General features: G+C 73.9%; 22 protein-coding genes. 11 read left to right on the top strand and 11 right to left on the bottom strand.

Annotated features, from left to right (window positions below; all coding sequences use genetic code 11):
• The first annotated feature begins 98 nt into the window (after nt 1-98).
• From AB0J53_RS43480 to AB0J53_RS43455, 6 genes are all read left to right on the top strand, one after another.
• Nucleotides 99-716 carry a DedA family protein gene (locus AB0J53_RS43480; protein WP_357592905.1) on the top strand — a complete coding sequence of 206 codons (618 nt, stop codon included), beginning with the start codon at nt 99-101 and terminating at the stop codon, nt 714-716.
• Entirely contained in the window at nt 700-1,797 is a 1,098-nt protein-coding gene (locus tag AB0J53_RS43475; RefSeq protein ID WP_364183762.1) for a histidine kinase, read from the top strand. The genes AB0J53_RS43480 and AB0J53_RS43475 overlap by 17 nt, the downstream gene beginning before the upstream one ends.
• Nucleotides 1,788-2,432 (top strand): response regulator transcription factor, encoded by a 645-nt coding sequence (locus tag AB0J53_RS43470; protein ID WP_219514606.1) that lies wholly within the window; start codon nt 1,788-1,790, stop codon nt 2,430-2,432. The genes AB0J53_RS43475 and AB0J53_RS43470 overlap by 10 nt, the downstream gene beginning before the upstream one ends.
• Nucleotides 2,433-2,529: 97 nt before the next feature.
• Nucleotides 2,530-3,066: a dihydrofolate reductase family protein gene (locus tag AB0J53_RS43465; protein ID WP_364183758.1), complete on the top strand. Its 537-nt coding sequence runs from the start codon at nt 2,530-2,532 to the stop codon at nt 3,064-3,066.
• A 1-nt stretch (nt 3,067) separates the two neighbouring features.
• Nucleotides 3,068-3,469: a hypothetical protein gene (locus AB0J53_RS43460; RefSeq protein WP_364183755.1), complete on the top strand. Its 402-nt coding sequence runs from the start codon at nt 3,068-3,070 to the stop codon at nt 3,467-3,469.
• Between the two features lie 14 nt (nt 3,470-3,483).
• On the top strand, nt 3,484-3,867 hold the full coding sequence (locus AB0J53_RS43455; RefSeq protein ID WP_364183752.1) for a hypothetical protein: 384 nt from the start codon (nt 3,484-3,486) through the stop codon (nt 3,865-3,867).
• Nucleotides 3,868-3,885: 18 nt separating this feature from the next.
• On the opposite strand, the gene AB0J53_RS43450 is transcribed toward AB0J53_RS43455, so the two are convergent.
• Nucleotides 3,886-4,992 carry an ABC transporter substrate-binding protein gene (locus tag AB0J53_RS43450; protein WP_364183749.1) on the bottom strand — a complete coding sequence of 369 codons (1,107 nt, stop codon included), beginning with the start codon at nt 4,990-4,992 and terminating at the stop codon, nt 3,886-3,888.
• Nucleotides 4,993-5,115: 123 nt separating this feature from the next.
• Complete coding sequence (locus AB0J53_RS43445; protein ID WP_364183747.1) at nt 5,116-5,805, bottom strand: MerR family transcriptional regulator; 690 nt, start codon at nt 5,803-5,805, stop codon at nt 5,116-5,118.
• 100 nt (nt 5,806-5,905) lie between these two features.
• Between AB0J53_RS43445 and AB0J53_RS43440 the strand changes: the two genes are divergently transcribed.
• Nucleotides 5,906-8,197: an excinuclease ABC subunit UvrA gene (locus AB0J53_RS43440; RefSeq protein WP_364183744.1), complete on the top strand. Its 2,292-nt coding sequence runs from the start codon at nt 5,906-5,908 to the stop codon at nt 8,195-8,197.
• A gap of 52 nt (nt 8,198-8,249) precedes the next feature.
• Here the strand turns inward: AB0J53_RS43440 and AB0J53_RS43435 are convergent, their stop codons facing one another.
• The gene (locus AB0J53_RS43435) at nt 8,250-9,002 is read right to left on the bottom strand and encodes an alpha/beta fold hydrolase (RefSeq protein WP_364183741.1); all 753 of its coding nucleotides are present in this window, start codon (nt 9,000-9,002) and stop codon (nt 8,250-8,252) included.
• Between the two features lie 54 nt (nt 9,003-9,056).
• On the bottom strand, nt 9,057-9,395 hold the full coding sequence (locus AB0J53_RS43430; RefSeq protein ID WP_364183739.1) for a YciI family protein: 339 nt from the start codon (nt 9,393-9,395) through the stop codon (nt 9,057-9,059).
• Nucleotides 9,396-9,418: 23 nt separating this feature from the next.
• Between AB0J53_RS43430 and AB0J53_RS43425 the strand changes: the two genes are divergently transcribed.
• Nucleotides 9,419-10,099 (top strand): phosphotransferase, encoded by a 681-nt coding sequence (locus AB0J53_RS43425; protein ID WP_364183736.1) that lies wholly within the window; start codon nt 9,419-9,421, stop codon nt 10,097-10,099.
• Nucleotides 10,100-10,106: 7 nt separating this feature from the next.
• Here AB0J53_RS43425 and AB0J53_RS43420 read toward each other — a convergent pair whose 3' ends face one another.
• A complete protein-coding gene (locus tag AB0J53_RS43420) occupies nt 10,107-11,684 on the bottom strand; it encodes an ATP-binding cassette domain-containing protein (RefSeq protein WP_364183734.1) in 1,578 nt (525 codons plus the stop codon).
• Nucleotides 11,685-11,739: 55 nt separating this feature from the next.
• Here AB0J53_RS43420 and AB0J53_RS43415 point away from each other — a divergent pair, with 55 nt between their 5' ends.
• Together AB0J53_RS43415 and AB0J53_RS43410 are read left to right on the top strand one after the other, a co-directional pair.
• Complete coding sequence (locus AB0J53_RS43415; protein WP_357592926.1) at nt 11,740-12,378, top strand: TetR/AcrR family transcriptional regulator; 639 nt, start codon at nt 11,740-11,742, stop codon at nt 12,376-12,378.
• Nucleotides 12,375-13,445 (top strand): winged helix DNA-binding domain-containing protein, encoded by a 1,071-nt coding sequence (locus AB0J53_RS43410; RefSeq protein WP_364183731.1) that lies wholly within the window; start codon nt 12,375-12,377, stop codon nt 13,443-13,445. The genes AB0J53_RS43415 and AB0J53_RS43410 overlap by 4 nt, the downstream gene beginning before the upstream one ends.
• A 37-nt stretch (nt 13,446-13,482) precedes the next feature.
• Here the strand turns inward: AB0J53_RS43410 and AB0J53_RS43405 are convergent, their stop codons facing one another.
• A complete protein-coding gene (locus tag AB0J53_RS43405; protein ID WP_364183729.1) occupies nt 13,483-14,328 on the bottom strand; it encodes an alpha/beta fold hydrolase in 846 nt (281 codons plus the stop codon).
• Between the two features lie 140 nt (nt 14,329-14,468).
• On the opposite strand from AB0J53_RS43405, the gene AB0J53_RS43400 reads away from it, so the two are divergent.
• Nucleotides 14,469-15,350 carry a sigma-70 family RNA polymerase sigma factor gene (locus AB0J53_RS43400; RefSeq protein ID WP_364183727.1) on the top strand — a complete coding sequence of 294 codons (882 nt, stop codon included), beginning with the start codon at nt 14,469-14,471 and terminating at the stop codon, nt 15,348-15,350.
• A 7-nt stretch (nt 15,351-15,357) separates the two neighbouring features.
• On the opposite strand, the gene AB0J53_RS43395 is transcribed toward AB0J53_RS43400, so the two are convergent.
• Genes AB0J53_RS43395 through AB0J53_RS43375 form a run of 5 tightly spaced genes read right to left on the bottom strand, consistent with a single transcriptional unit; the run spans nt 15,358 to nt 19,510 of the window.
• Entirely contained in the window at nt 15,358-15,861 is a 504-nt protein-coding gene (locus AB0J53_RS43395; RefSeq protein ID WP_364183725.1) for a hypothetical protein, read from the bottom strand.
• Between the two features lie 20 nt (nt 15,862-15,881).
• On the bottom strand, nt 15,882-16,859 hold the full coding sequence (locus tag AB0J53_RS43390) for a glycine betaine ABC transporter substrate-binding protein (RefSeq protein ID WP_364183722.1): 978 nt from the start codon (nt 16,857-16,859) through the stop codon (nt 15,882-15,884).
• On the bottom strand, nt 16,856-17,632 hold the full coding sequence (locus AB0J53_RS43385) for an ABC transporter permease (protein WP_364183720.1): 777 nt from the start codon (nt 17,630-17,632) through the stop codon (nt 16,856-16,858). Before AB0J53_RS43385 ends, AB0J53_RS43390 begins: the two co-directional genes overlap by 4 nt.
• The gene (locus AB0J53_RS43380; protein WP_364183718.1) at nt 17,629-18,870 is read right to left on the bottom strand and encodes an ABC transporter ATP-binding protein; all 1,242 of its coding nucleotides are present in this window, start codon (nt 18,868-18,870) and stop codon (nt 17,629-17,631) included. Before AB0J53_RS43380 ends, AB0J53_RS43385 begins: the two co-directional genes overlap by 4 nt.
• Complete coding sequence (locus tag AB0J53_RS43375) at nt 18,863-19,510, bottom strand: ABC transporter permease (protein ID WP_364183715.1); 648 nt, start codon at nt 19,508-19,510, stop codon at nt 18,863-18,865. The genes AB0J53_RS43380 and AB0J53_RS43375 overlap by 8 nt, the downstream gene beginning before the upstream one ends.
• Nucleotides 19,511-19,713 lie beyond the last annotated feature (203 nt).

Genomic DNA, 19,713 nt, shown 5'->3' with positions numbered 1-19,713 from the left:
CCGTACAGTGTACGGTACGTATGGGTGTGGTTTTCCGCACCCAACCTCGGCAGCGATCCTCATCCCAGGTAGAGTTGATCTTCCGTACCCTTATGCGCATGGTTGATTGGGTAGTGGAGTTGATGGACGCCCTCGGAGCGCCGGGGGCCGGAATCGCGATCGCGCTGGAGAACCTCTTCCCGCCGTTGCCGAGCGAAGTGATCCTGCCGCTGTCGGGGTTCACGGCCAGCAAGGGGTCGATGGGTCTGGTCGACGCGCTGATCTGGACGACGCTCGGCTCGGTGGTGGGGGCGCTGGCGCTCTACGGGGTGGGAGCTGCGCTGGGCCGGGAGCGGACGCTGGCGATCGCGGGCAAGCTTCCGCTGGTGAAGATCTCCGACATCGAGAAGACGGAGGCGTGGTTTCTCAAGCACGGCAAGAAGGCGGTGTTCTTCGGGCGGATGATCCCGATCTTCCGCAGCCTCATCTCGATCCCGGCCGGGGTCGAGCGGATGCCGCTGATGCAGTTCACGCTGCTGACGCTGATCGGCAGCGCGATCTGGAACACGGTGTTCGTGATGGCCGGCTACCTGCTGGGCGAGAACTGGCACCTGGTGGAGACGTACGCGGGCATCGGGTCGAAGATCGTGCTCGGCCTCGTGGCGCTGGCGGTGCTGGTCTTCATCGGCGTACGGCTGAGCGAGCGCCGCAAGGGACGGCATGCGGCCGGTCGTTGAGGGCGCGCGGGTCGCCGGCAGGGTGGCTCTGGGCGCGCTCACCGCGCCGGTGGAGCTGATCTTCCTGCTGGTGGCGCCGTTGCTGGGAGGACGGGCGGACGGGGCCGCCCGCCGGCTGGCCGCGCTGGAGGCCAGGCGGCTGCGGCTGGAGGTCTCGGAGCTGGACGCGCTGGTCCAGGGCGACCGGGACCGGCTGCGGCGCTATCTGGCCGCCCGGGCGCCCGTGGGGGTGCTGGGCGGGCTGGTGCTGTTCCTGGTGGGTTTCGGCGTCAAGAGCGTCGTGGCGCTGCTGTGGAGCTGGGGGCACGGGGAGCCGTTCGACGGGATGGCGCCGTCGTGGACGATCGGCGGCTACTTCCTCCTCGTCGGACTTGTCGCACTTTTTTCGCTCTTGTCGGGCCTGGTGGGCGTACACGTCCTCGAACGCTGGCTGGCAAGCCGGCTGCTGGCCGGCGACCGCACGCTCGCGCTGGAGCGCCGCATCGCCGAGCTGGCCGAGAGCCGGGCGGGCATCGTCGCGGCCGTCGACTCCGAACGGCGGCGGATCGAGCGTGTCCTGCACGACGGCCTGCAGCAGCGGCTGGTGGCGCTGTCGATGCTGATCGGACGTTCCCGCCGGGGCCGTCCGGAGCTGCTGGACCAGGCGCACGACGAGGCGCAGCGGGCGCTGGCCGAGCTGCGCGAGGTGGCCTGGCGGGTCTACCCGAGCGGGCTCGACACGTTCGGGCTGGGTGAGGCGCTGGCCGGGGTGTCCGAACGGGCCGGGGTGCCGGTGCGGGTGTCGTGCGAGCTGGCGGAGCGTCCGCCGATGGCGGTGGAGACGGCGGCGTACTTCGTGGTGAGCGAGGCCGTCACCAACGCGGCCAAGCACGCGTCGGCGACCCTGGTCGAGGTGGACGTGCGCCGCGATGGCAGCATGCTCGTCGTGCGCGTACGAGATGACGGGACGGGCGGCGCGAGCGCCGCCGGCGGCGGCCTGTCGGGGCTGGGACGGCGGGTGGCGGCGCTGGACGGCGTCTTCGAGGTCGACAGCCCGCCGGGCGGGCCGACGCTGGTGACGGCGGTGCTGCCGTGCGGGTGATCCTGGCCGAGGACTCGACGCTGCTGCGCGAGGGCCTGGTGCGGCTGCTGCTGGAGGAGGGCCACGAGGTGCCCGCGGCCGTCGGCGACGGCGAGGCGCTGGTGGCGGCCGTGGCGGCGCACGTGCCGGACATCGTGGTGGTGGACGTGCGGATGCCGCCCACGCACACCGACGAGGGGCTGCGCGCGGCCCTGGAGATCAGGCGGCGCTGGCCGGGCGTGCGGGTGCTGGTGCTGTCGCAGTACGTGGAGAAGAAGTACGCCACCGAGCTGATGAGCGCGGACGTGGCGGGGGTCGGCTACCTGCTGAAGGATCGCGTGGCGCAGGTGGGCGACTTCCTGGACGCGCTGGAGCGGGTGGGCGCGGGGGGTGCGGCGTTCGATCCCGAGGTGGTGCGGCAGTTGCTGGCGCGCACGACGCAGGTGGATCCGCTGGCGCGGCTGACCGCGCGTGAGCGCGAGGTGCTGGAGCGGATGGCGCAGGGGCTGACCAACGCCTCGATCGCGCAGGCGCTGCACGTGTCGCAGAGCGCCGTGGAGAAGCACGTGAACTCGCTGTTCGACAAGCTGAACCTGTCGCACGCCACCGGCTACAGCCGCCGCGTGCTGGCCATCCTGCACTTCCTGGAGTCCTAGACCCTCCCCGGAGCCGCCTCCGGGGAGTGCTGCGGCCGCCTTGACAAATTTTTTTGTCGGCTGGAGGATGGGGGCCACCCGAGAAGGAGGTCCCTCCATGAGGAAGATCATCGCCGGCCTGTTCGTGTCGCTCGACGGCGTCGTCGAAGCGCCTCAGACCTGGCATTTCCCCTACTATGACGAGGACATGGGCCGGTCCGTCGGCGCGCTCATGGACCGGGGCGAGGCCCTGCTCCTGGGCCGCGGCACCTACGAGGAGTTCGCCGCGCACTGGCCGCACCAGAACCCGGACGAGGATCCGATGGCCAAGCTGCTCAACGACATCCCCAAGTACGTGGTCTCCACCACCCTGGCCGACCCCGCCTGGCACAACACCACGGTCGTCGGCTACGACAAGGTGGCCGCGCTCAAGCGGGAGCCGGGCGGCGACATCGGCATGAGCGGCAGCCCCGCGCTGGTGCGCTCGCTGCTGCGCGACGGGCTGCTGGACGAGCTGCACCTGCTCGTGCACCCGCTCGTCGTCGGCGGCGGCCAGAAGCTGTTCGACGACGCGACCGGGCGGGTCCCGCTGCGGCTGACCTCCTCCACCACGTTCGGCACCGGCGTGCTGGACCTGACCTACGAAAGGGCCTGACATGGCCGGCAAGACCGTCTGCGAGAAGCTGCTGATCAAGCCCGGCGCCTCGGTGTGGATCTCCCACGCCGAGCACCGGCCGCTGCTGAACCCGCTGCCCGAGGACGTGACCCTGGCCGCCGGGCCCGGCGAGGCGGGGGTCGCGGTGCTGTTCGCCTCCGGCGCGGACGAGGCGCGCCGGCTGCTCGACGAGCACCGCGACGGGCTCACCCGGCCCGCGGTGCTGTGGGTGGCCTACCCGAAGGGCAACAAGGCCGACGTCAACCGGGACACGCTCTGGCCCATCGTGGGCGAGTACGGGCTGCGTCCCAACGGGCAGGTGGCGGTGGACGAGGTGTGGTCGGCGCTGCGCTTCCGGCCGCTGAAGGAGGGCGAGCCGCCGTTCACGGGCGGGCGCTCGTGAACGGTGACCCGCACGTGCCCGGCCCTGACCTGGCCCTGGAGATCATCGTCAGGATCCTGGTGTGGCTGGCCCGTGACGGCGAGCGGCAGGCGGCCATGCTCGGACGCGGCCGGCTCCCGGTCGACGAGCTCGCGCTGGAGTACGACGGCGCGCTGGCGACGCTCTGGGTGCTGAAGGAGGCCCGGACCCTGAGCCCGGGCGTCATCGGCGAGCTGGAGCACCTCGACCGCTGCCTGGAGGCGATGGGCGGGGAGGAGAACGCGCGCCTGTGGACCCCCGCCGCCCTGGGCGAGGCGGCGGAGTGGGCGGCGGTGCGGGAGCTGGCCCGGGAGGTCCTGGCCGACGTGGAGCGCGAGACGGGGATCTCCGGCGAGGCCGTGGCCCGGGAGTCGATCTGACCCCGCCCGCGCTCCTTGTCAGCCGGTGTGCAGGATCCGGAAGCGGCCGGGGTGTCCGGGGTCACGGTCGGCGACCTGGACGGGCGGCCACGCCCACTGCCGGACGTTGATGCCGGGCACGTCGGAGAACCGGATCGGCCCGCGGGTGCCCTCGACGTCCACGTGCGGCCAGGCGTCGGCGATGCGCGCCCGGTCGGCGCCGTGGGAGCGCAGCACGCCGGCCAGCACGGTGATCGTGTCGTAGCCCTCGAAGGCGACGAAGGACGGCGTTTCGGCCAGCTGTTCGCGCAGGGCGGTCTCGACGCGGGCGCCGAGCGGGGTCAGCCGCTCGGGCAGGTAGCGCAGGAACGGGATCGCGGCGCCGTCGCCGCCCAGCGCGGCGGCCCAGCCGGCGAACTCCGGCTGCCCGGCCGGGGCGCCGATCAGGAGGCCGGCCAGGCGCGGGTCGCGGCGGACTGCCCGGACGATCGGCACGGCGGGCTCGGGGGTGCCGACCAGGAGCAGCAGGGCGGTGGCGCCCTGGGCGGCGAGTTCGTCGCACGCGGCGGCGGGGGTGAGCGCGCGCATGTCGAGCTCGGCGAGCGTGCCGCCGCGCGGTGTGAGGTGCTCGCGGAGGATGCGGGCGCCGGAGGCCCAGTACAGGCTCGGCTCGGTGGCCACGGCGACGCGGCGGTGGCCGGCGCCGAGCAGGAAGTCGGCGTAGATCCGCCAGCCGTGGGACTGGGCGGGCGCCAGGCGCGCGACCGTTTTCGCGGGCTGTTCGGTGAGCGCGTCGAGGACCGCCGACGAGCAGAGGAACGGCAGGCCGAGGGCGTCGGCCCGGGTGGCGGCGGCGCGCGCGACGACGCTGTGGTACTCGCCCGCCACGGCGGCGACGCCGAGACCGGCCAGTTCCTCCACGGCGGCCTCGGCCTTGCCCGGGTCGGCGGCGGTGTCGCGGACGAGCAGTTCGAGCGGCCGTCCGGCGATGCCGCCGTCGTCGTTGACGTGGCGGGCGGCCAGTTCGAGCCCGGCGAGCAGGTGGCGGCCCGCCTCGGCCCAGCCGGGCCGGGTCAGCGGGACGAGCGCGCCGATCCGGACGGCTGACCCGTCGATCCGCTCCGCCTGCGATGGTGGCGTGTCCATGCGTGGTGTCTCCCGTGTGCAGATTGTCTGCATTATGCCGGGATCTCCGGTCCACCATCGGCCCGGCGCCGCCTCCGCCTCCGTGAAGGCCGCCTCCGCGCAGGCCGTCTCCGCGCAGGCCGTCTAGTCGTGGCCGTTGAGGTAGGCGTGCAGGCGGGCGGCGGCTTCGAGCATGGCGGTGGCCCGTCCGGTGAGCTCGGCCTGGCGGTGGGTGATGGCGGCGCGCAGCGCGGCGCTGCCCCCGGTGCGGCGCAGCCCGTCCAGCACGAGCCTGATCTGCGGGAACGGGTAGCGGCCCTGGCGCAGGATGGCGACCATGCGGGCGTCGCGGACGTCGGCCGGGCCGTAGGTGCGGTAGCGGGTGCCGTGCTCGCGGCGGGGTTTGAGCAGCCCGGCCGACTCCCACAGCCGCAGGGCCGAGGCGCGCACGCCGAGGTGGGCGGCGACCTCGCCGATGCGCAGGCCGGAGCGGGGCGCCTGGGTGGTGTCCTGCCCGGCGACGGCTTCCAGGGCCTCGCCGGTGGCGCGCAGGGCCAGGCGCTGCTCGTGCAGCTCGGCGTGGCCGGCGTCGATGAGCGTGAGGGCGACGGGCACCTGGCCGTCGTGGACGGCCTGCATGATGGCCCGGGCCAGGTCGCGGCCGAACCCGGCGGCCAGCGCCTGGTAGGCGAGCAGGGCGCGGCGGTGGCGGGCGTCGAAGCTGCGGTAGCCGGCCGGGGTGCGGGGCGTGGGCGGCAGGACGCCCTCGTCGGCGTAGTTGCGGATCTGCTGCGTCGACACGCCCGCCAGCCGGGCCAGGTCGATGGGCCGCACCGCACCTCCAGGGTTACGTCGGATTTTAAGGTTCGCCGGTGAAAGCCCAGGAAATCTCGCCAAAAGTCTATATCAGCAGTTTAATGGCAAACTTGAAGCCATGAATGGCGGAAGCTCACCTGCTCACGATCACACCGCGGCCGACAGCCACGACCACATCCAGGTCCGGGGCGCGCGCGAGAACAATCTCACCGGCGTCTCCCTCGACATTCCCAAGCGGCGGCTCACCGTCTTCACCGGGGTCTCCGGCTCCGGCAAGTCCTCGCTGGTCTTCGAGACGATCGCGGCGGAGTCACGCCGGCTGATCAACGAGACCTATACGGCGTTCCTGCAGGGGTTCATGCCGAGTCTGGCGCGCCCGGACGTCGACGCCCTGCACAACCTGAGCGCGGCGATCATCGTCGACCAGGAGCGGATGGGCTCCAACGCCCGCTCGACCGTCGGCACCGCGACCGACGCGTACACGATGCTGCGCATCGTCTTCAGCCGGATCGCCACCCCGCACGTCGGCCCGCCGATGGCCTTCAGCTTCAACCTGCCGGCCGGGATGTGCCCGGCGTGCGAGGGCCTGGGCAAGATCACCGACATCGAGGTGGACGAGCTCGTCGACCGGTCGCTGTCGCTGAAGGAAGGCGCGATCAAGGTGCCCGGCTACGGCGTCGACACCTGGCCGTGGCAGATCATCGTCGGCTCCGGCTTCTTCGACCCCGACCGCAAGCTGGCCGACTACACCGAGACCGAGTGGGCCGACTTCCTGCACAAGGAGCCGGTCAAGGTCAAGGTGGGCGCCAACAACTTCACCTACGAGGGCCTGGTCCCCAAGGTGCGGCGCAGCTTCCTGGGCAAGGACCGCGAGTCGATGAAGGGGCAGACGCGGGCGTTCGCCGACCGGGCGGTGCAGCTGACCACCTGCCCCGACTGCAAGGGCACCCGGCTCAACGAGGCGGCCCGCTCGGCGACGATCGACGGCGTCGACATCGCGGCGTGCTCGTCGATGCAGATCAGCGACCTGGCGGCGTTCGTCGCGGGCATCTCCGACCCGACCGTGGGGCCGGTGGTGCAGGGGCTGCGTGACACGCTGGAGTCGCTGGTGGAGATCGGGCTGGGCTATCTGAGCCTGGACCGGGAGTCCTCGACGCTGTCGGGCGGCGAGGCGCAGCGGGTGAAGATGGTGCGCCATCTCAACTCCAGCCTGACGGACGTCACGTACGTGTTCGACGAGCCGACGGCGGGCCTGCACCCGCACGACATCCAGCGGATGAACGACCTGCTGCTGCAGTTGCGCGACAAGGGCAACACGGTGCTGGTGGTCGAGCACAAGCCGGAGACGATCAGGATCGCCGACCACGTGGTCGACCTGGGGCCGGGCGCGGGCGCGGCCGGCGGCACGCTGTGTTACGCGGGCGACCTGGCGGGGCTGCGCGCCTCGGGGTCGCTGACCGGCCGCTACCTGGACCACCGGGTCACGCTGCGCGAGTCGGTGCGGCAGCCGTCGGGCTGGCTGCCGATCCGCGGCGCCACCCAGCACAACCTGCGTGACGTGAGCGTGGACCTGCCGGCGGGCGTGCTCACGGTCGTCACCGGGGTGGCGGGGTCGGGCAAGAGCTCGCTCATCCACGGCAACCTGGCGGGCCGCGACGGCGTGATCGTGGCCGACCAGTCGCCGATCCGCGGCTCGCGGCGCAGCAACCCGGCCACCTACACCGGCGTGCTCGACCCCATCCGGGCGGCGTTCGCGAAGGCCAACGGGGTCAAGCCGGGCCTGTTCAGCGCCAACTCCGAGGGGGCCTGCCCGGCGTGCAAGGGCATCGGGCTGATCTACACCGATCTGGCGATGATGGCCGACGTGGCGACCGTGTGCGAGGAGTGCGACGGCAAGCGGTTCACGCCGCAGGTGCTGTCCTACACGCTGCGCGGCAAGAACATCAGCGACGTGCTGGGCATGTCGGTGTCGCAGGCGCGCGAGTTCTTCACCTCGGGGCAGGCGCGGGCGATCCTGGACCGGCTGGAGGCGGTGGGGCTGGGGTACGTGGCGCTGGGCCAGCCGCTGACGACGCTGTCGGGCGGTGAGCGGCAGCGGCTGAAGCTGGCCATCCACATGGCGAAGAACGGCACCACGTACATCCTGGACGAGCCCACCACGGGCCTGCACCTGGCGGACGTGGACCGGCTGCTGGCGCTGCTGGACCGGCTGGTCGACGACGGCAACACGGTGATCGTGATCGAGCATCACCAGGCGGTGATGGCGCACGCGGACTGGATCGTGGACCTGGGGCCGGGCGCGGGTCACGACGGCGGCCAGGTGGTCTTTACGGGCACGCCGGGCGAGCTCGTCGCCTCCGGCACGTCGCTGACGGCCCGGCACCTGCGCCTGTACGTGGACGGCGAGTAGCGGATGGTCACCGCCGCCGCCGTGGTGACGGCGGCGGCGGTCCCTGCCGTGCTCAGCGCGCGCAGAACTCCGTCAGGATCGGGGCCAGGGCGGCGGGGTCGAGGTGGTGGGAGGCGCCGGGCAGCTCGCGTGCCGTGGCGTCGGGCAGCGCCGCGGCCAGGGCGTGCGTGCGCTCACGCATCGCGGCCGGGCTCGCGCCGCCGGCGAGGGCCAGCACGGGGATCGTGACGGCCGTGGTGTCGACGGGGGTGCCGGTGACGGTCAGGTCGTACTCCAGCGTGTGGGCCATCGCCTCCAGCGCGGGCCGGAACGACGCACTGCGGGACCGGGTGACCAGCTCGGCGGGCATCCCGACGATCTCGGCCTGGAAGTACTCCACGGCCTCGCCCCGCCGCCCGGCCCTGACGAGCTCGCCCACCCGCTGGGCCGGCCCGAGCCGCGGCGCGCTGTCGTAGGGGGCCTCGTACAGGGCCAGGCGGGTGATGGCGCTGCCGCGGGCGGCGGCGTGCAGGGCGAGCAGGGCGCCGGAGGAGTAGCCGAACACGGCCGCGGCCCCGCCGGCGGCGTCGATCACGGCGTCGAGGTCGTCGAGCTCGCGCTCGACCGTGTAGGGGGTGAGATCGCCGCTGTCGCCCCGGCCGCGCCGGTCGTAGGTGTGGACGGTGAAGGCGGCGGCGAGCCGGCCGGCCAGCGGCGTCCCGGTGGAGTGGTCGTTGAAGGCCCCGACGACCAGCACGAGTGCCGGGCCGGTGCCGGTGCTGTGGCAGGCGATGGGGGTGCCGTCGCGGGAGATGACTGTGTTCATGCCCCTACGACGAACGGCGGGCCCGCCCACCGACACCCCCGCCGGAAAAGCCGGTCATGGGTGGGGCGCCTCCTGGAGGGGCCGGATCTCGATGCTGCCGTAGCGGGCGAAAGGGTGGGCGGCGGCGATGGCGACGGCCTCGTCCAGGCCGCCGCACTCGATGACGGTGAAGCCGCCGATCTGGTCCTTGGTCTCGGCGAACGGCCCGTCGGTGAGCAGCACCTCGCCGTCGCGGACGCGCACGGTGGTGGCCTCGGTCTTCGGGCGCAGCCCGGCGGCGGTGACGAGGACGCCGCGGCGGGCCATCTCCTCGCTCCAGCCCTCGCAGCCGGATCGCGCCTGCTCCTCGGTGACCGTGTCCTCGTCGAATCCGATCATCAGCACGTAACGCATGGTCCGAGCCTAGATTGGGGGGCATGATGCTGGAGGATCTGCTGGCCAGGGGCCGCACCGCCGACGTGTACGAGGCGGGCGAGGGCCGGGTGCTGCGCCGCTACCGCGACGGTGACGACGCGGGCGGGGAGCTGGCGATGATGACGCTCGTGGCGGCGGCGGGGTTCCCGGTGCCGAAGGTCTTCCCGGAGCGGCCGCGGCCCACGGACCTGGTGATGGAGCGGGTGGCGGGCGCGACGATGCTGGTGGCGCTGGTGGACGGCTCGATGGCGCCCGAGGAGGGCGGCCGGATGCTGGCGGAGCTGCTGCGCCGCCTGCACGCGGTGCCGCCGGGCGCGCAGGCGGGGCCGGGTGAGCGGGTGCTGCATCTGGATCTGCATCCGGACAACGTGCTGCTGTCGCCGCGCGGCCCGGTGGTGATCGACTGGCAGAACGCCGAGCTGGGGCCGCCGGCGCTGGACTGGGCGACGTCGGCGCTGATCCTGGCGCAGGCGGCGGTGACCCGGATGGTGGAGCCGGTGGAGCTGACGCGGCTGCTGCTGTCGTCGCTGCTGTCGTGCCGCGACCCCGAGGAGGAGGGGGGTGAGCTGTTCGGCGGGCAGCTCGCCGAGGCGTGCGCGCGGCGGGCGGCCAATCCGACGATGTCGGCGGAGGAGACGGCGGCGCTGGGCGAGGCGGTGGAGCTGGTCCACGCGCTGGCCTGAGGGGCGGCTACCGGTCCCATACGGGTTCGGCGCTCTCGCTGACGTGGCCGTCGGCGGCGCAGATGAGGTAGCGGTCGAAGTCGGCGGCGAACCACCGGTCGTGGGTGACGGCCAGCACCGTCCCCCGGTAGGCGGCCAGGCCCTGCTGGAGGGCTTCGGCCCCGGCCAGGTCCAGGTTGTCGGTGGGCTCGTCGAGCAGCAGCAGGGTGGCGCCGGACAGCTCCAGCAGCAGGATCTGCAGCCGGGCCTGCTGGCCGCCGGACAGCGTCTCGAAGGGCCGCCTCCAGGCGGGGGCGAGCTCGTAGCGGGCCAGCGCGGCCATGGCTTCGTCGCGCTCGAGGGGGCGGCCGGTGGCGGTCCCGGTCGTGACGAGGTCGGCGATGGGCTGCCCGGCCAGGTCGGGCCGCTGGTGGGTCTGGGCGAACAGGCCGGGCCGCACGCGGGCGCCGAGGGTGTAGGCGCCGGTGTGGGCGACGGGCTGGCCGGCGAGCAGGCGCAGCAGGTGGGACTTGCCGGTGCCGTTGAGGCCGAGGACGGCGACGCGCTCGCCGTACCAGATCTCGGTGTCGAACGGTTTCAGCAGGCCGGGCAGGGCGAGCTGTTCGCAGGTGAGGGCGCGTTTGCCGGTGCGGCCGCCGCGCAGGCGCATGCGCACGTTCTGCGGCTTGGGGGCGCGTTCGGGCGGGCCGGCTTCCTCGAAGCGGGCCAGGCGGGTGAGCGCGGCCTGGTAGGAGGTGGCCAGGCCGTCGTTGCGGGTGGCGCCGCGGCGCAGGGTGTCGGCGATGCCGCGCAGCCGGGCGTGTTCGCGCTCCCACTGGCGGCGCAGGTCGTGCAGGCGTTCGGCGCGTTCGCGGCGGGCGCGGGCGTAGCCGCCGTAGCCGCCGCCGTGCACCCACACGCGGCCGGCTTCGACGGTGACGACGCGGTCGGCGGTCTCGGCCAGCAGGTGGCGGTCGTGGGAGACGAGCAGCACGGTCTTGGGGGTCTCGCGCAGCCGCCGTTCCAGCCACTGTTTGGCGGGCACGTCCAGGTAGTTGTCCGGTTCGTCGAGCAGCAGGACGCGGTCGGGGCCGCGCAGCAGCGCCTCCAGCATGAGCCGTTTGCGTTCGCCGCCGGACAGCGTCTCGACCGGGCGTTCGCGTACGGTGTCGAAGGGGCGGCCGAGGGCGAGCGTGGTGCAGGTGTCCCAGACCACTTCGAGCTCGTAGCCGCCGGTGTCGGCGTAGTCGGCCAAGGCCTGGGCGTAGCGGAGCTGGGCGGGCTCGCCGTCCAGGTCGCGGCCGGCTTCGGCGAGTTCGGCGGCCGCGGCGGCGATCGGCGCGGGGGCGACGGCGAGCAGCAGTTCGGCGACGGTGCCGGGGCCGGGGAACTGGCGCAGCACGCCGATCCCGCCGGAGGCGGCGACGCGGCCGGCGGCGGGCCGCAGCTCGCCGGCGATCAGGCGCAGCAGGGTGGTCTTGCCGGCGCCGTTGGGGCCGACGAGCGCCGCGATGACGCCGTCGCCGACGCGGAACGACACGTCCCGCAGCAGGGGCCGCCCGTCCGGCAGCCGGTAGGTCAGCTCGCTCACCTCGACATGGCTCATTGTTCCATTACTAGACCATCGATCCGGTCCTCGTACAGCGTATTATCGTCGGGTGGTGAACGAGAGCGTGTGGCTGCGGCCCGCCCGGCGCGAGCGCCGGCCCCTCACCCTGGACCGGATCGTCGCCGAGGCCGTCGCCCTGCTCGACGAGGAGGGCGAGGCCCGGCTGACGATGCGCCGGCTGGCCGAGCGGCTCGGCACCGGCTCCACCACCCTCTACTGGCACGTCAAGACCAAGGACGACGTGCTCGACCTGGCGCTGGACGCCGTGTTCGGCCAGGTGCCGCTGCCCGAGGGCGGCACCTGGCGGCAGCGGGCGGCGGCGCTGGTCACCGGCTGGCGGGCCGCCCTGCTGCGCCACCCGTGGTCGACCGGCTTGCTGGACCGCCCGCTGATGGGCCCCAACGCGCTGGAGCGCACCGAGTTCCTGTACGCGACGCTGGCCGAGGCCGGGTTCACCGGCCCCGACCTGACCGCCGCGGCCTTCAGCCTGTCGACGTTCGTCACCGGCTCGGCCACCATGCAGGCCCGCGACCCGGCCGGCAGCGGCCCCGGCCTGGCCCGGCACCTCCAGCAGCACCGCGACGCCTACCCGACCCTGGCGGCGCACGGCCTCGACCCCGACTGGGACGCCGCCTTCACCCGCGGCCTGGCCTACCTCCTCGACGGCATGACCCCCGGAGCCACCCCGTGATCACCCTGCGTGACCTCAACCGCGCCACGCTGGCCCGCCAGCTCCTGCTGCGCCGCCACGCCATGCCCGCGCTGGAGGCCGTCGAGCACCTGGTGGGCCTGCAGGCCCAGGCGCCGTTCCCGCCGTACTTCGGCCTGTGGTCGCGGCTGTCCGGCTTCGAGCCCGGCGAGCTGGCGCGGCTGCTGGAGGAGCGCCACGTGGTCAGGCTCGTGCTCATGCGCGGCACCGTCCACCTGGTCAGCGCCGCCGACAGCCTCACGCTGCGCCCGCTGACGCAGCCGCAGCTCACCCGCTACCTGCACAGCGCGTACGGCAGCCGCATCGCCGCCCTCGACCTGGACGCGGTGGTCGCGGCGGGCCGCCGGGCGCTGGACGGCGGCCCGCTGACCGGGGCGGCGCTCGGCGCCCGGCTGGCCGGCGAGTTCCCCGGCGTCAAGGCGGCCGACCTGGCGCAGATCATGCGCATCCTCGTCCCGCTCGTGCAGGTGCCGCCGCGCGCCGTGTGGGGCCGCTCGGGGCAGACTGCGTACGCGACGGCCGAGTCGTGGCTGGGCCGCGACCCGGACCCGAGGCCCTCGCCCGAAACGCTGGTGCGCCGCTACCTGGCGGCGTTCGGGCCCGCCACGGTGGCCGACGCGCAGGCGTGGTCGGGGCTGACCGGGCTGCGCGAGGTGGTCGAGCGGCTGCGCCCGGAGCTGGTCACGCTGACGGGCCCGGACGGCAGGGAGCTGTTCGACCTGCCCGGCGCGCCCCGGCCGGGCGGTGAGGCGCCCGCGCCGGTGCGGCTGCTGGCGCCGTTCGACAACCTGCTGCTCAGCCACGCCGACCGCACCCGGGTGATCGCCGACGCCGACCGGCCGCGGGTGATCACCGTCAACGGCCAGGTGCTCGGCACAGTGCTGGTCGACGGGTTCGTGCGCGGCACCTGGAAGCGGGACAAGGCCGTGGTGAGCGTCGAGCTGTTCGCGCCCGTCACCGGCGCGCAGGCCGAGGAGATCCGCGCGGAGGCCGCCGCGCTGCTCGCCTTCGCCGCGCCCGGGAGCGCGCACGACATCCGGGGCGTCTGACCCGGCCGGCGGGCCCGGGCCGCCCGTCGGCCGCCCGTCAGCCGAGCGCCGCCAGCACGTCGGCCAGCCGTCCCGGCATCGACAGGAACGGCGAGTGGGAGGCGTCCAGCTCGACCACGGACACCGGATCGCCCGGGAAGGCGGCGTCGGCCTCGGCCACGAACCTCGCCTGCAACGCCGGCACGATCGCCCGGTCGGCCGTGCACATGACGTACGTGCGCGGCACCGAGCCCCAGCCGTCGCGGGTCAGGGTGGTGGTGCCGAGCATGATGCCGATGGGGCCGTCGGGGGTCAGCAGGGCGGTAGCGGCGCCGGCGAGCCCCGGCTCCACGTCGCCGTAGAACGCCTCGTACAGCGCACGCCGGTAGGCGGCGTCGCTGGTGGCCAGGTCGAGCCGCAGCGCCCCGGTGCGGGCGGGGTCGCCGCGCAGCAGCGGCGCGACCTGGTCGGCCGCCGCCTCGGGCAGCCGCGTGCAGGCGGCGGCCGACAGGCCGGAGGCCGGCAGGTAGGCGGTCAGGTAGACGGCGTGCGCGACCAGGGCGGGCCTGCGCTCGGTGACGCGCATCAGCACGGGGCCGGCCGCGCTGTGGGCGACCACGGTCACCGGCCGGCCGCCGCCGATGCGTTCGAGCTGCGCCGTCAGCAGTGCGGCGGCCTGCTCCAGGCTCACGCCGCCCACCGGCGACACTTCGGCGCGCACGGCCTCGGGGTCGTACGGGCGTGCGGTGAGCCAGCGCGGCCTGCGGGCGCGCAGCCCGTGCCCGGCCAGGTCGACGGCGACGGCGGCGCGGCCGGCGGCGGCCAGGTGGGGGATGACCTCACTCCAGCACCAGGAGCCGTGCCAGAAGCCGTGCACGAGCACCAGCGTGGAGGTGGCGGGCATGGGCGCTCCTTCGCGGCCGGGGAGACGATCAACGCCATCTTCGGCGCTTTCGCCACGCCGGGCCACCCCTGTCCCGCTTCGCCGGGAGGGCCCGGTTAGGGTGTGCGCGCACGCCATCGCGGGAAGGGACGAGGACCAGGGTGAACGAGCGCGTCGCAGATGACCGGCTGGCCGGGCTGTTCGAGGAGCACCGGGGCGGGCTGCGGGCCGTGGCCTACCGGATGCTCGGCTCGGTGAGCGAGGCCGACGACGCCGTCCAGGAGGCGTGGCTGCGGCTGAGCCGCTCCGACGTCTCCGGTGTGGACAACCTGGGCGCATGGCTGACGACCGTGGTGGCGCGGCTGTGCCTGAACATGCTGCGCGCCCGCCGGACCCGCCGCGAGGACCCGCTGGAGGCCCAGAGCGGGCCGGCGGCCGGGCTGACGGGCGGGGCGGACCCGGAGGAGGAGGCGGTGCTGGCCGACTCGGTCGGGGTGGCGCTGCTGGTGGTGCTGGACCGGCTCAGCCCGGCCGAGCGGCTGGCGTTCGTGCTGCACGACCTGTTCGCGGTGCCGTTCGAGGACATCGCCGTCATGCTGGAGCGGACGCCGCAGGCGGTCAGGCAGCTGGCCAGCCGGGCGCGCCGCCGCGTCAGGGGCGGCGCCGCGCCGCGCCCGGACGCGCCGCAGCGGCGGCGGGTGGTGGAGGCGTTCCTGGCGGCCACCCGGGGCGGGGACTTCGAAGCGCTGGTCAAGCTGCTGCACCCGGACGTCGTCCTGCACGCCGACCGGCGGGTCGTGCCGACGCCGGAGCCGATCGTGGTGCGCGGCGCCCGCCGGGTGGCCGAGGGCGCGATGGCCGCCACCGGCCGGGCCCGCTTCACCGGCGTGGCGCTCGTCGACGGCGTCCCGGCGCTGGCGATGGCGCCGTACGGCCGCCTGTCGGTCGTGCTGACCTTCACCTTCGACGGGGATCTGATCACCGGCGTCGACGTGGTCGCCGAGCCGGACCGGCTGCGCGCCCTGGAGGTGGCCGTCGCCTGAGGCGCGTTCAGAAAGGCGTGTCGACGCCGAACGTCTCGCGCAGCAGCCGCATGTCGTGCACGTCCCGCTCGGCCGGCTCGTAGCCCTGGTGGAAGGTCACCTGCTGGGCGGCCGACAGGCAGCGCACGCGCCGCCCGCCCAGCGTGCCCCAGGTGAACGCGCCGGCCGGGTAGGGGAAGGTGGCGCCGTGCGCGTCGGCGGGCTGGACGGCCGACCCGTCGGCGGCGAAGGTGAGCGGGTGCAGGTCGAGCTCGCGTCCGTGCGCGTCGGCCATGACGAAGCGGACCGGCCGCCCGGGGACCGCGCCGGGCTGTTCGGCGAACCCGGCGGCCGTCAGCGCGGCGATCAGGGCGGGCTCCTGCTCGGCCCGGTGCAGCAGGTCGAGGTCGCGGTGCGGCCGGGTCGGCCGGCCGATCAGGGCGTCGACGCCCCAGCCGCCGCCGATCCACGTCCGGCAGCCGGCGTCCTCAATCAGCGCCAGCACCTCGAGCACGTCGTCGAGTGTGAACACGGGCACGATCCTAGGCCCGCTCAGGTGATGAAGCCCTGCGAGCGCAGCCAGTCGCGGGCGACGAGCACCGGCACGTCGCCGTCGACGTCGACCTGGGCGTTCAGCTTGCGGATGACCGCGTCGGTGAGCTTGGCGCTGATCGGCGCGAAGACGCGGGCGATCTCGGGGTGCTCGCGGGCGACCGGGCCGCGGATGGTGACCGACGGGTGGTAGAGGGGGAAGAAGTGGCGGTCGTCCTCCAGCAGCGCCAGGTGGAGCGCTTCGAGCCGGCCGTCGGTGGTGGTGACCATGCCGAGCGTGCACTGGCCGCTGGCGATCGAGTCGTACAGCACGCCGGTGGAGACGCGGCGCACCTTCGACGGCTGCACGTCGGTGCCGTAGTGCAGGCCGTAGGCGCGCAGCATGCCGAGGAATCCGTCGGAGCGGCCGAACGTCTCGTGGTCGACGCAGAACGTGCGCCGCTCGGGCGGCACCCGGGTGATGTCGGAGATCGTGCGCATGCCGTAGCGGGTGGCGGTGGCGCGGGTGACGGCCATGGAGTAGCTGTTGTTCAGCGGGGCGGGGGGCAGCCACACGATGTCGTTGCGGCGCAGGTCCAGCTCGCGCACGGCCTCGTACTGGCGGGCCGCGTCGGTGATCGGGTCGCTTCTGCCGAGGTAGGTGATCCAGCCGGTGCCGGTGTACTCCCACATGAGGTCGGCGTCGCCCCGGGTCAGCGAGCGGCGGGCGTTGACGCTGCCCTGCACGTTGGTGCGGTCGGCGACGTCGGCGCCTGCGACGGTGAGCGCGAGCACGGCGATCTTGCCGAGGATGAGCTGTTCGGTGAACTCCTTCGACGTCACCTGCAGCCGTACGCCTTCCAGCACGGGGACGGGTTTGATGCTGCCGGGCCCGACCGGCGGGATGAACGCCGAGGCCGGCCGCAGCCCGCACCCGGCCGTAGCCACGAGCACCGTCACGAGTACCGTCACGAGCATCAGCAGGAGCGCGAGTCTCATGTGAGCCCCTTGGGCGACAGCAGCCGCTGGGCGACGCCGCCGGCCCAGTCGATGAGCATGGCCAGCACGGCGATGAGCACGCAGCCGGTGATCAGCACGAGGTTGCGCTGGGTGCTGACCCCGGCGGTGATCAGGTCGCCGAGGCCGCCCGCGCCGATGAACGCGGCGATGCCGGCGGTGCCGACGTTCAGCACGAGCGTGGTGCGCACCCCTGACAGGATGACGGGGACGGCTATGGGCAGTTCGACGCGCCACAGCACGCCGAACGCCGACATGCCGATGCCGCGCCCGGCGTCGATCAGCCGGGGGTCGACCTGTTCCAGGCCCACCATCGTGTTGCGCAGCGTCGGCAGCAGGCTGTAGGCGAACAGCGCGACGACCGCCGTCCAGAACCCGATCCGGAACACCACGGCCAGCAGCACGATCAGGCCGACGGCCGGGGTGGCCTGCCCGACGTTGACCACGGCCAGCACCACGGGGGTGGCCCTGCGCAGGGCGCGCCGGGTCAGCAGCACCCCGAGCGGCAGCGCGACCACCAGCACGAGCACGGTGGAGTAGAACACCAGCCGGATGTGCTCCCAGGTGCGCCGGGCCAGGAACGGCAGCCGCAGCGCGCTGCGCTCGATGTCGTCCAGCGGCACCAGCTGGGTGTAGGCGACCATCGCGGCGGCCACGGCCAGGTAGATGAGCGGCGCGAGCAGCATGTGCCAGGAGCGGCCGACGTCCGGTTCGGGGATGGCGGCCTGCTGCGCGGCCGACCCGCTGACGGTCACGCCCCACCCCCAGGCCCGGACCCGCCGTCCCCGTCTCCGCCGTCTCCGCTGTCGCCGGTCAGGCCGGACAGGCGCCGGCGGCGGCGCTCCCGCTCGCGCGCCTTGATCGCCTGGATCGCGTTCTGCACCGTGCTCAGCGACAGCACCCCCGCGTACGCCTGCCCGCGCCCGACGACCGGCACCACGTCGCTGTCGGCGTTCAGCAGCGCCTCCAGCGCGTCCTGCAACGTCATCCGGTGCCCGATCGGCGGCCCCGTCTCCTCGCCCAGCTCGCCGACGGGCCCGCGCGCGGCGGCCAGGTCGGCGGCGCTCACCCACCGGCGCGGCCGGCCCGCCTCGTCGACGACGAGCGCGAAGTCGCGGCCCTCCTCCTCGGCCTGGGCCAGCAGGGCACGCGCGTCGGCGCCCGCGGTGGCGTGCGGCACCGAGTCGAGCCGGATGTCGCCCACCTTCGTCAGCCGCAGCAGCCGCATCGACGAACCGCCGCCCAGGTACTGCTCGACGTACTCGCCCGCGGGCGCGGTCAGGATCTCGGCCGGTCGCGCGTACTGGACGATCCGCGCCCCCCGCTCCATGATCGCGATCCGGTCGCCGATCTTCAGCGCCTCGTCGACGTCGTGCGTCACGAACACGATGGTCTTGGCCAGCTCGTCCTGCAGCCGCAGCAGCTCGTCCTGCAGCCGTTCGCGGGTGATCGGGTCCAGGGCGCCGAACGGCTCGTCCATCAGCATCACCGGCGGGTCGGCGGCCAGCGCCCTGGCCACCCCCACCCGCTGCTGCTGGCCGCCCGACAGCGCTCTGGGGTAGCGCTGGGCGAACGTCGCCGGGTCCAGCCCGACCAGCGTCAGCAGCTCCTCCACGCGGCGTGCGATCCGGCCGGAGTCCCACTTCAGCAGGCGCGGCACCTGCGCGATGTTGGCCGCCACCGTCAGGTGCGGGAACAGCCCGGCCTGCTGGATCACGTACCCGATGTTGCGCCGCAGCCGGTCGGGGTCGATGTCGCGGGCGCTGCGCCCGCCGATGAGGATGTCGCCGGACGTGGGCTCGTCCAGCCGGTTGATCATCCGCATCGTCGTCGTCTTGCCGCACCCCGACGGGCCGAGCAGCACCACGATCTCCCCGGCGGCGATCGTCAGGTCCAGCTCGTTCACCGCGGGCGCGGCCGCGCCGGGGAAGCGCTTGGTCACCGCGCGCAGCTCGATCGGCACCCCGCCGCCGCCCGCCCCCGTCTCAGGCACGGCGGCCTCCCGGCCTGGTCAGCCGCCCCAGCAGCACGAAACACGCGTCGAACAGCAGCGCCAGCAGCGCCACGCCGAGCGTGCCGGTGAGCGTGGAGTTCACCGCGTTCGCGCCGCCCAGCCGGGCCAGCCCGGAGAAGATCTGCTCGCCCAATCCCGGCCCCGACACGTACGCGGCCACCGCGCCGATGCCCATCGCCAGCTGCGTCGAGACCCGGATGCCGGTCAGGATCACCGGCCAGGCCAGCGGCAGCTCGACCCGTGTCAGCGCCCGCAGCCGGCTCATCCCGATCCCGCGCGCCGCGTCCACCAGCATCGGGTCCACCCCCCGCAGCCCCACCACCGTGTTCCGGATGATCGGCAGCAGCGCGTACAGCACGATCGCCGTCACGCTCGGCGCCACCCCCAGCCCCAGCACCGGGATGAGCAGGCCGAGCATCGCCAGCGACGGCACCGTGAACAGCACCCCGGCCGTGCCGGTGGCCAGCGCCGCCCCGCGCGGCCGCCGGTAGGTGATGACGCCCACCGCCACGCCGATCACGGCGGCCACCAGCACGCACTGCGCCACCATGCTGGCGTGCTGCGCCGTCTCGAAGAGCAGCAGATCCCGCCGGTCGGCGATGTACTCCCACAGATTCACGCAGATCCCCCGATCACCGTGTTACTTACCGTGATCGGACATCCGTCTAACGTGGGAGGCGATGACCACCGACCCCGCCCGCGCGCCGGGGGGGCGCCCCCCCGGGCGGCCGCGCCGACCCCGGCGGCGCGGGGCCGCCCCCGCCACCGCCCCCGCAAGAGACAGCGGATCAGCCGCGGCGTCCAGTACGCCGTCCTGACCGT

Source organism: Nonomuraea sp. NPDC049725 (genome assembly GCF_040674795.1).
Classification (GTDB): Bacteria; Actinomycetota; Actinomycetes; order Streptosporangiales; family Streptosporangiaceae; genus Nonomuraea; species Nonomuraea ceibae.
The sequence above is the reverse complement of the archived record's forward strand: the minus strand, read 5'-3'. Positions and strand labels throughout refer to the sequence as shown.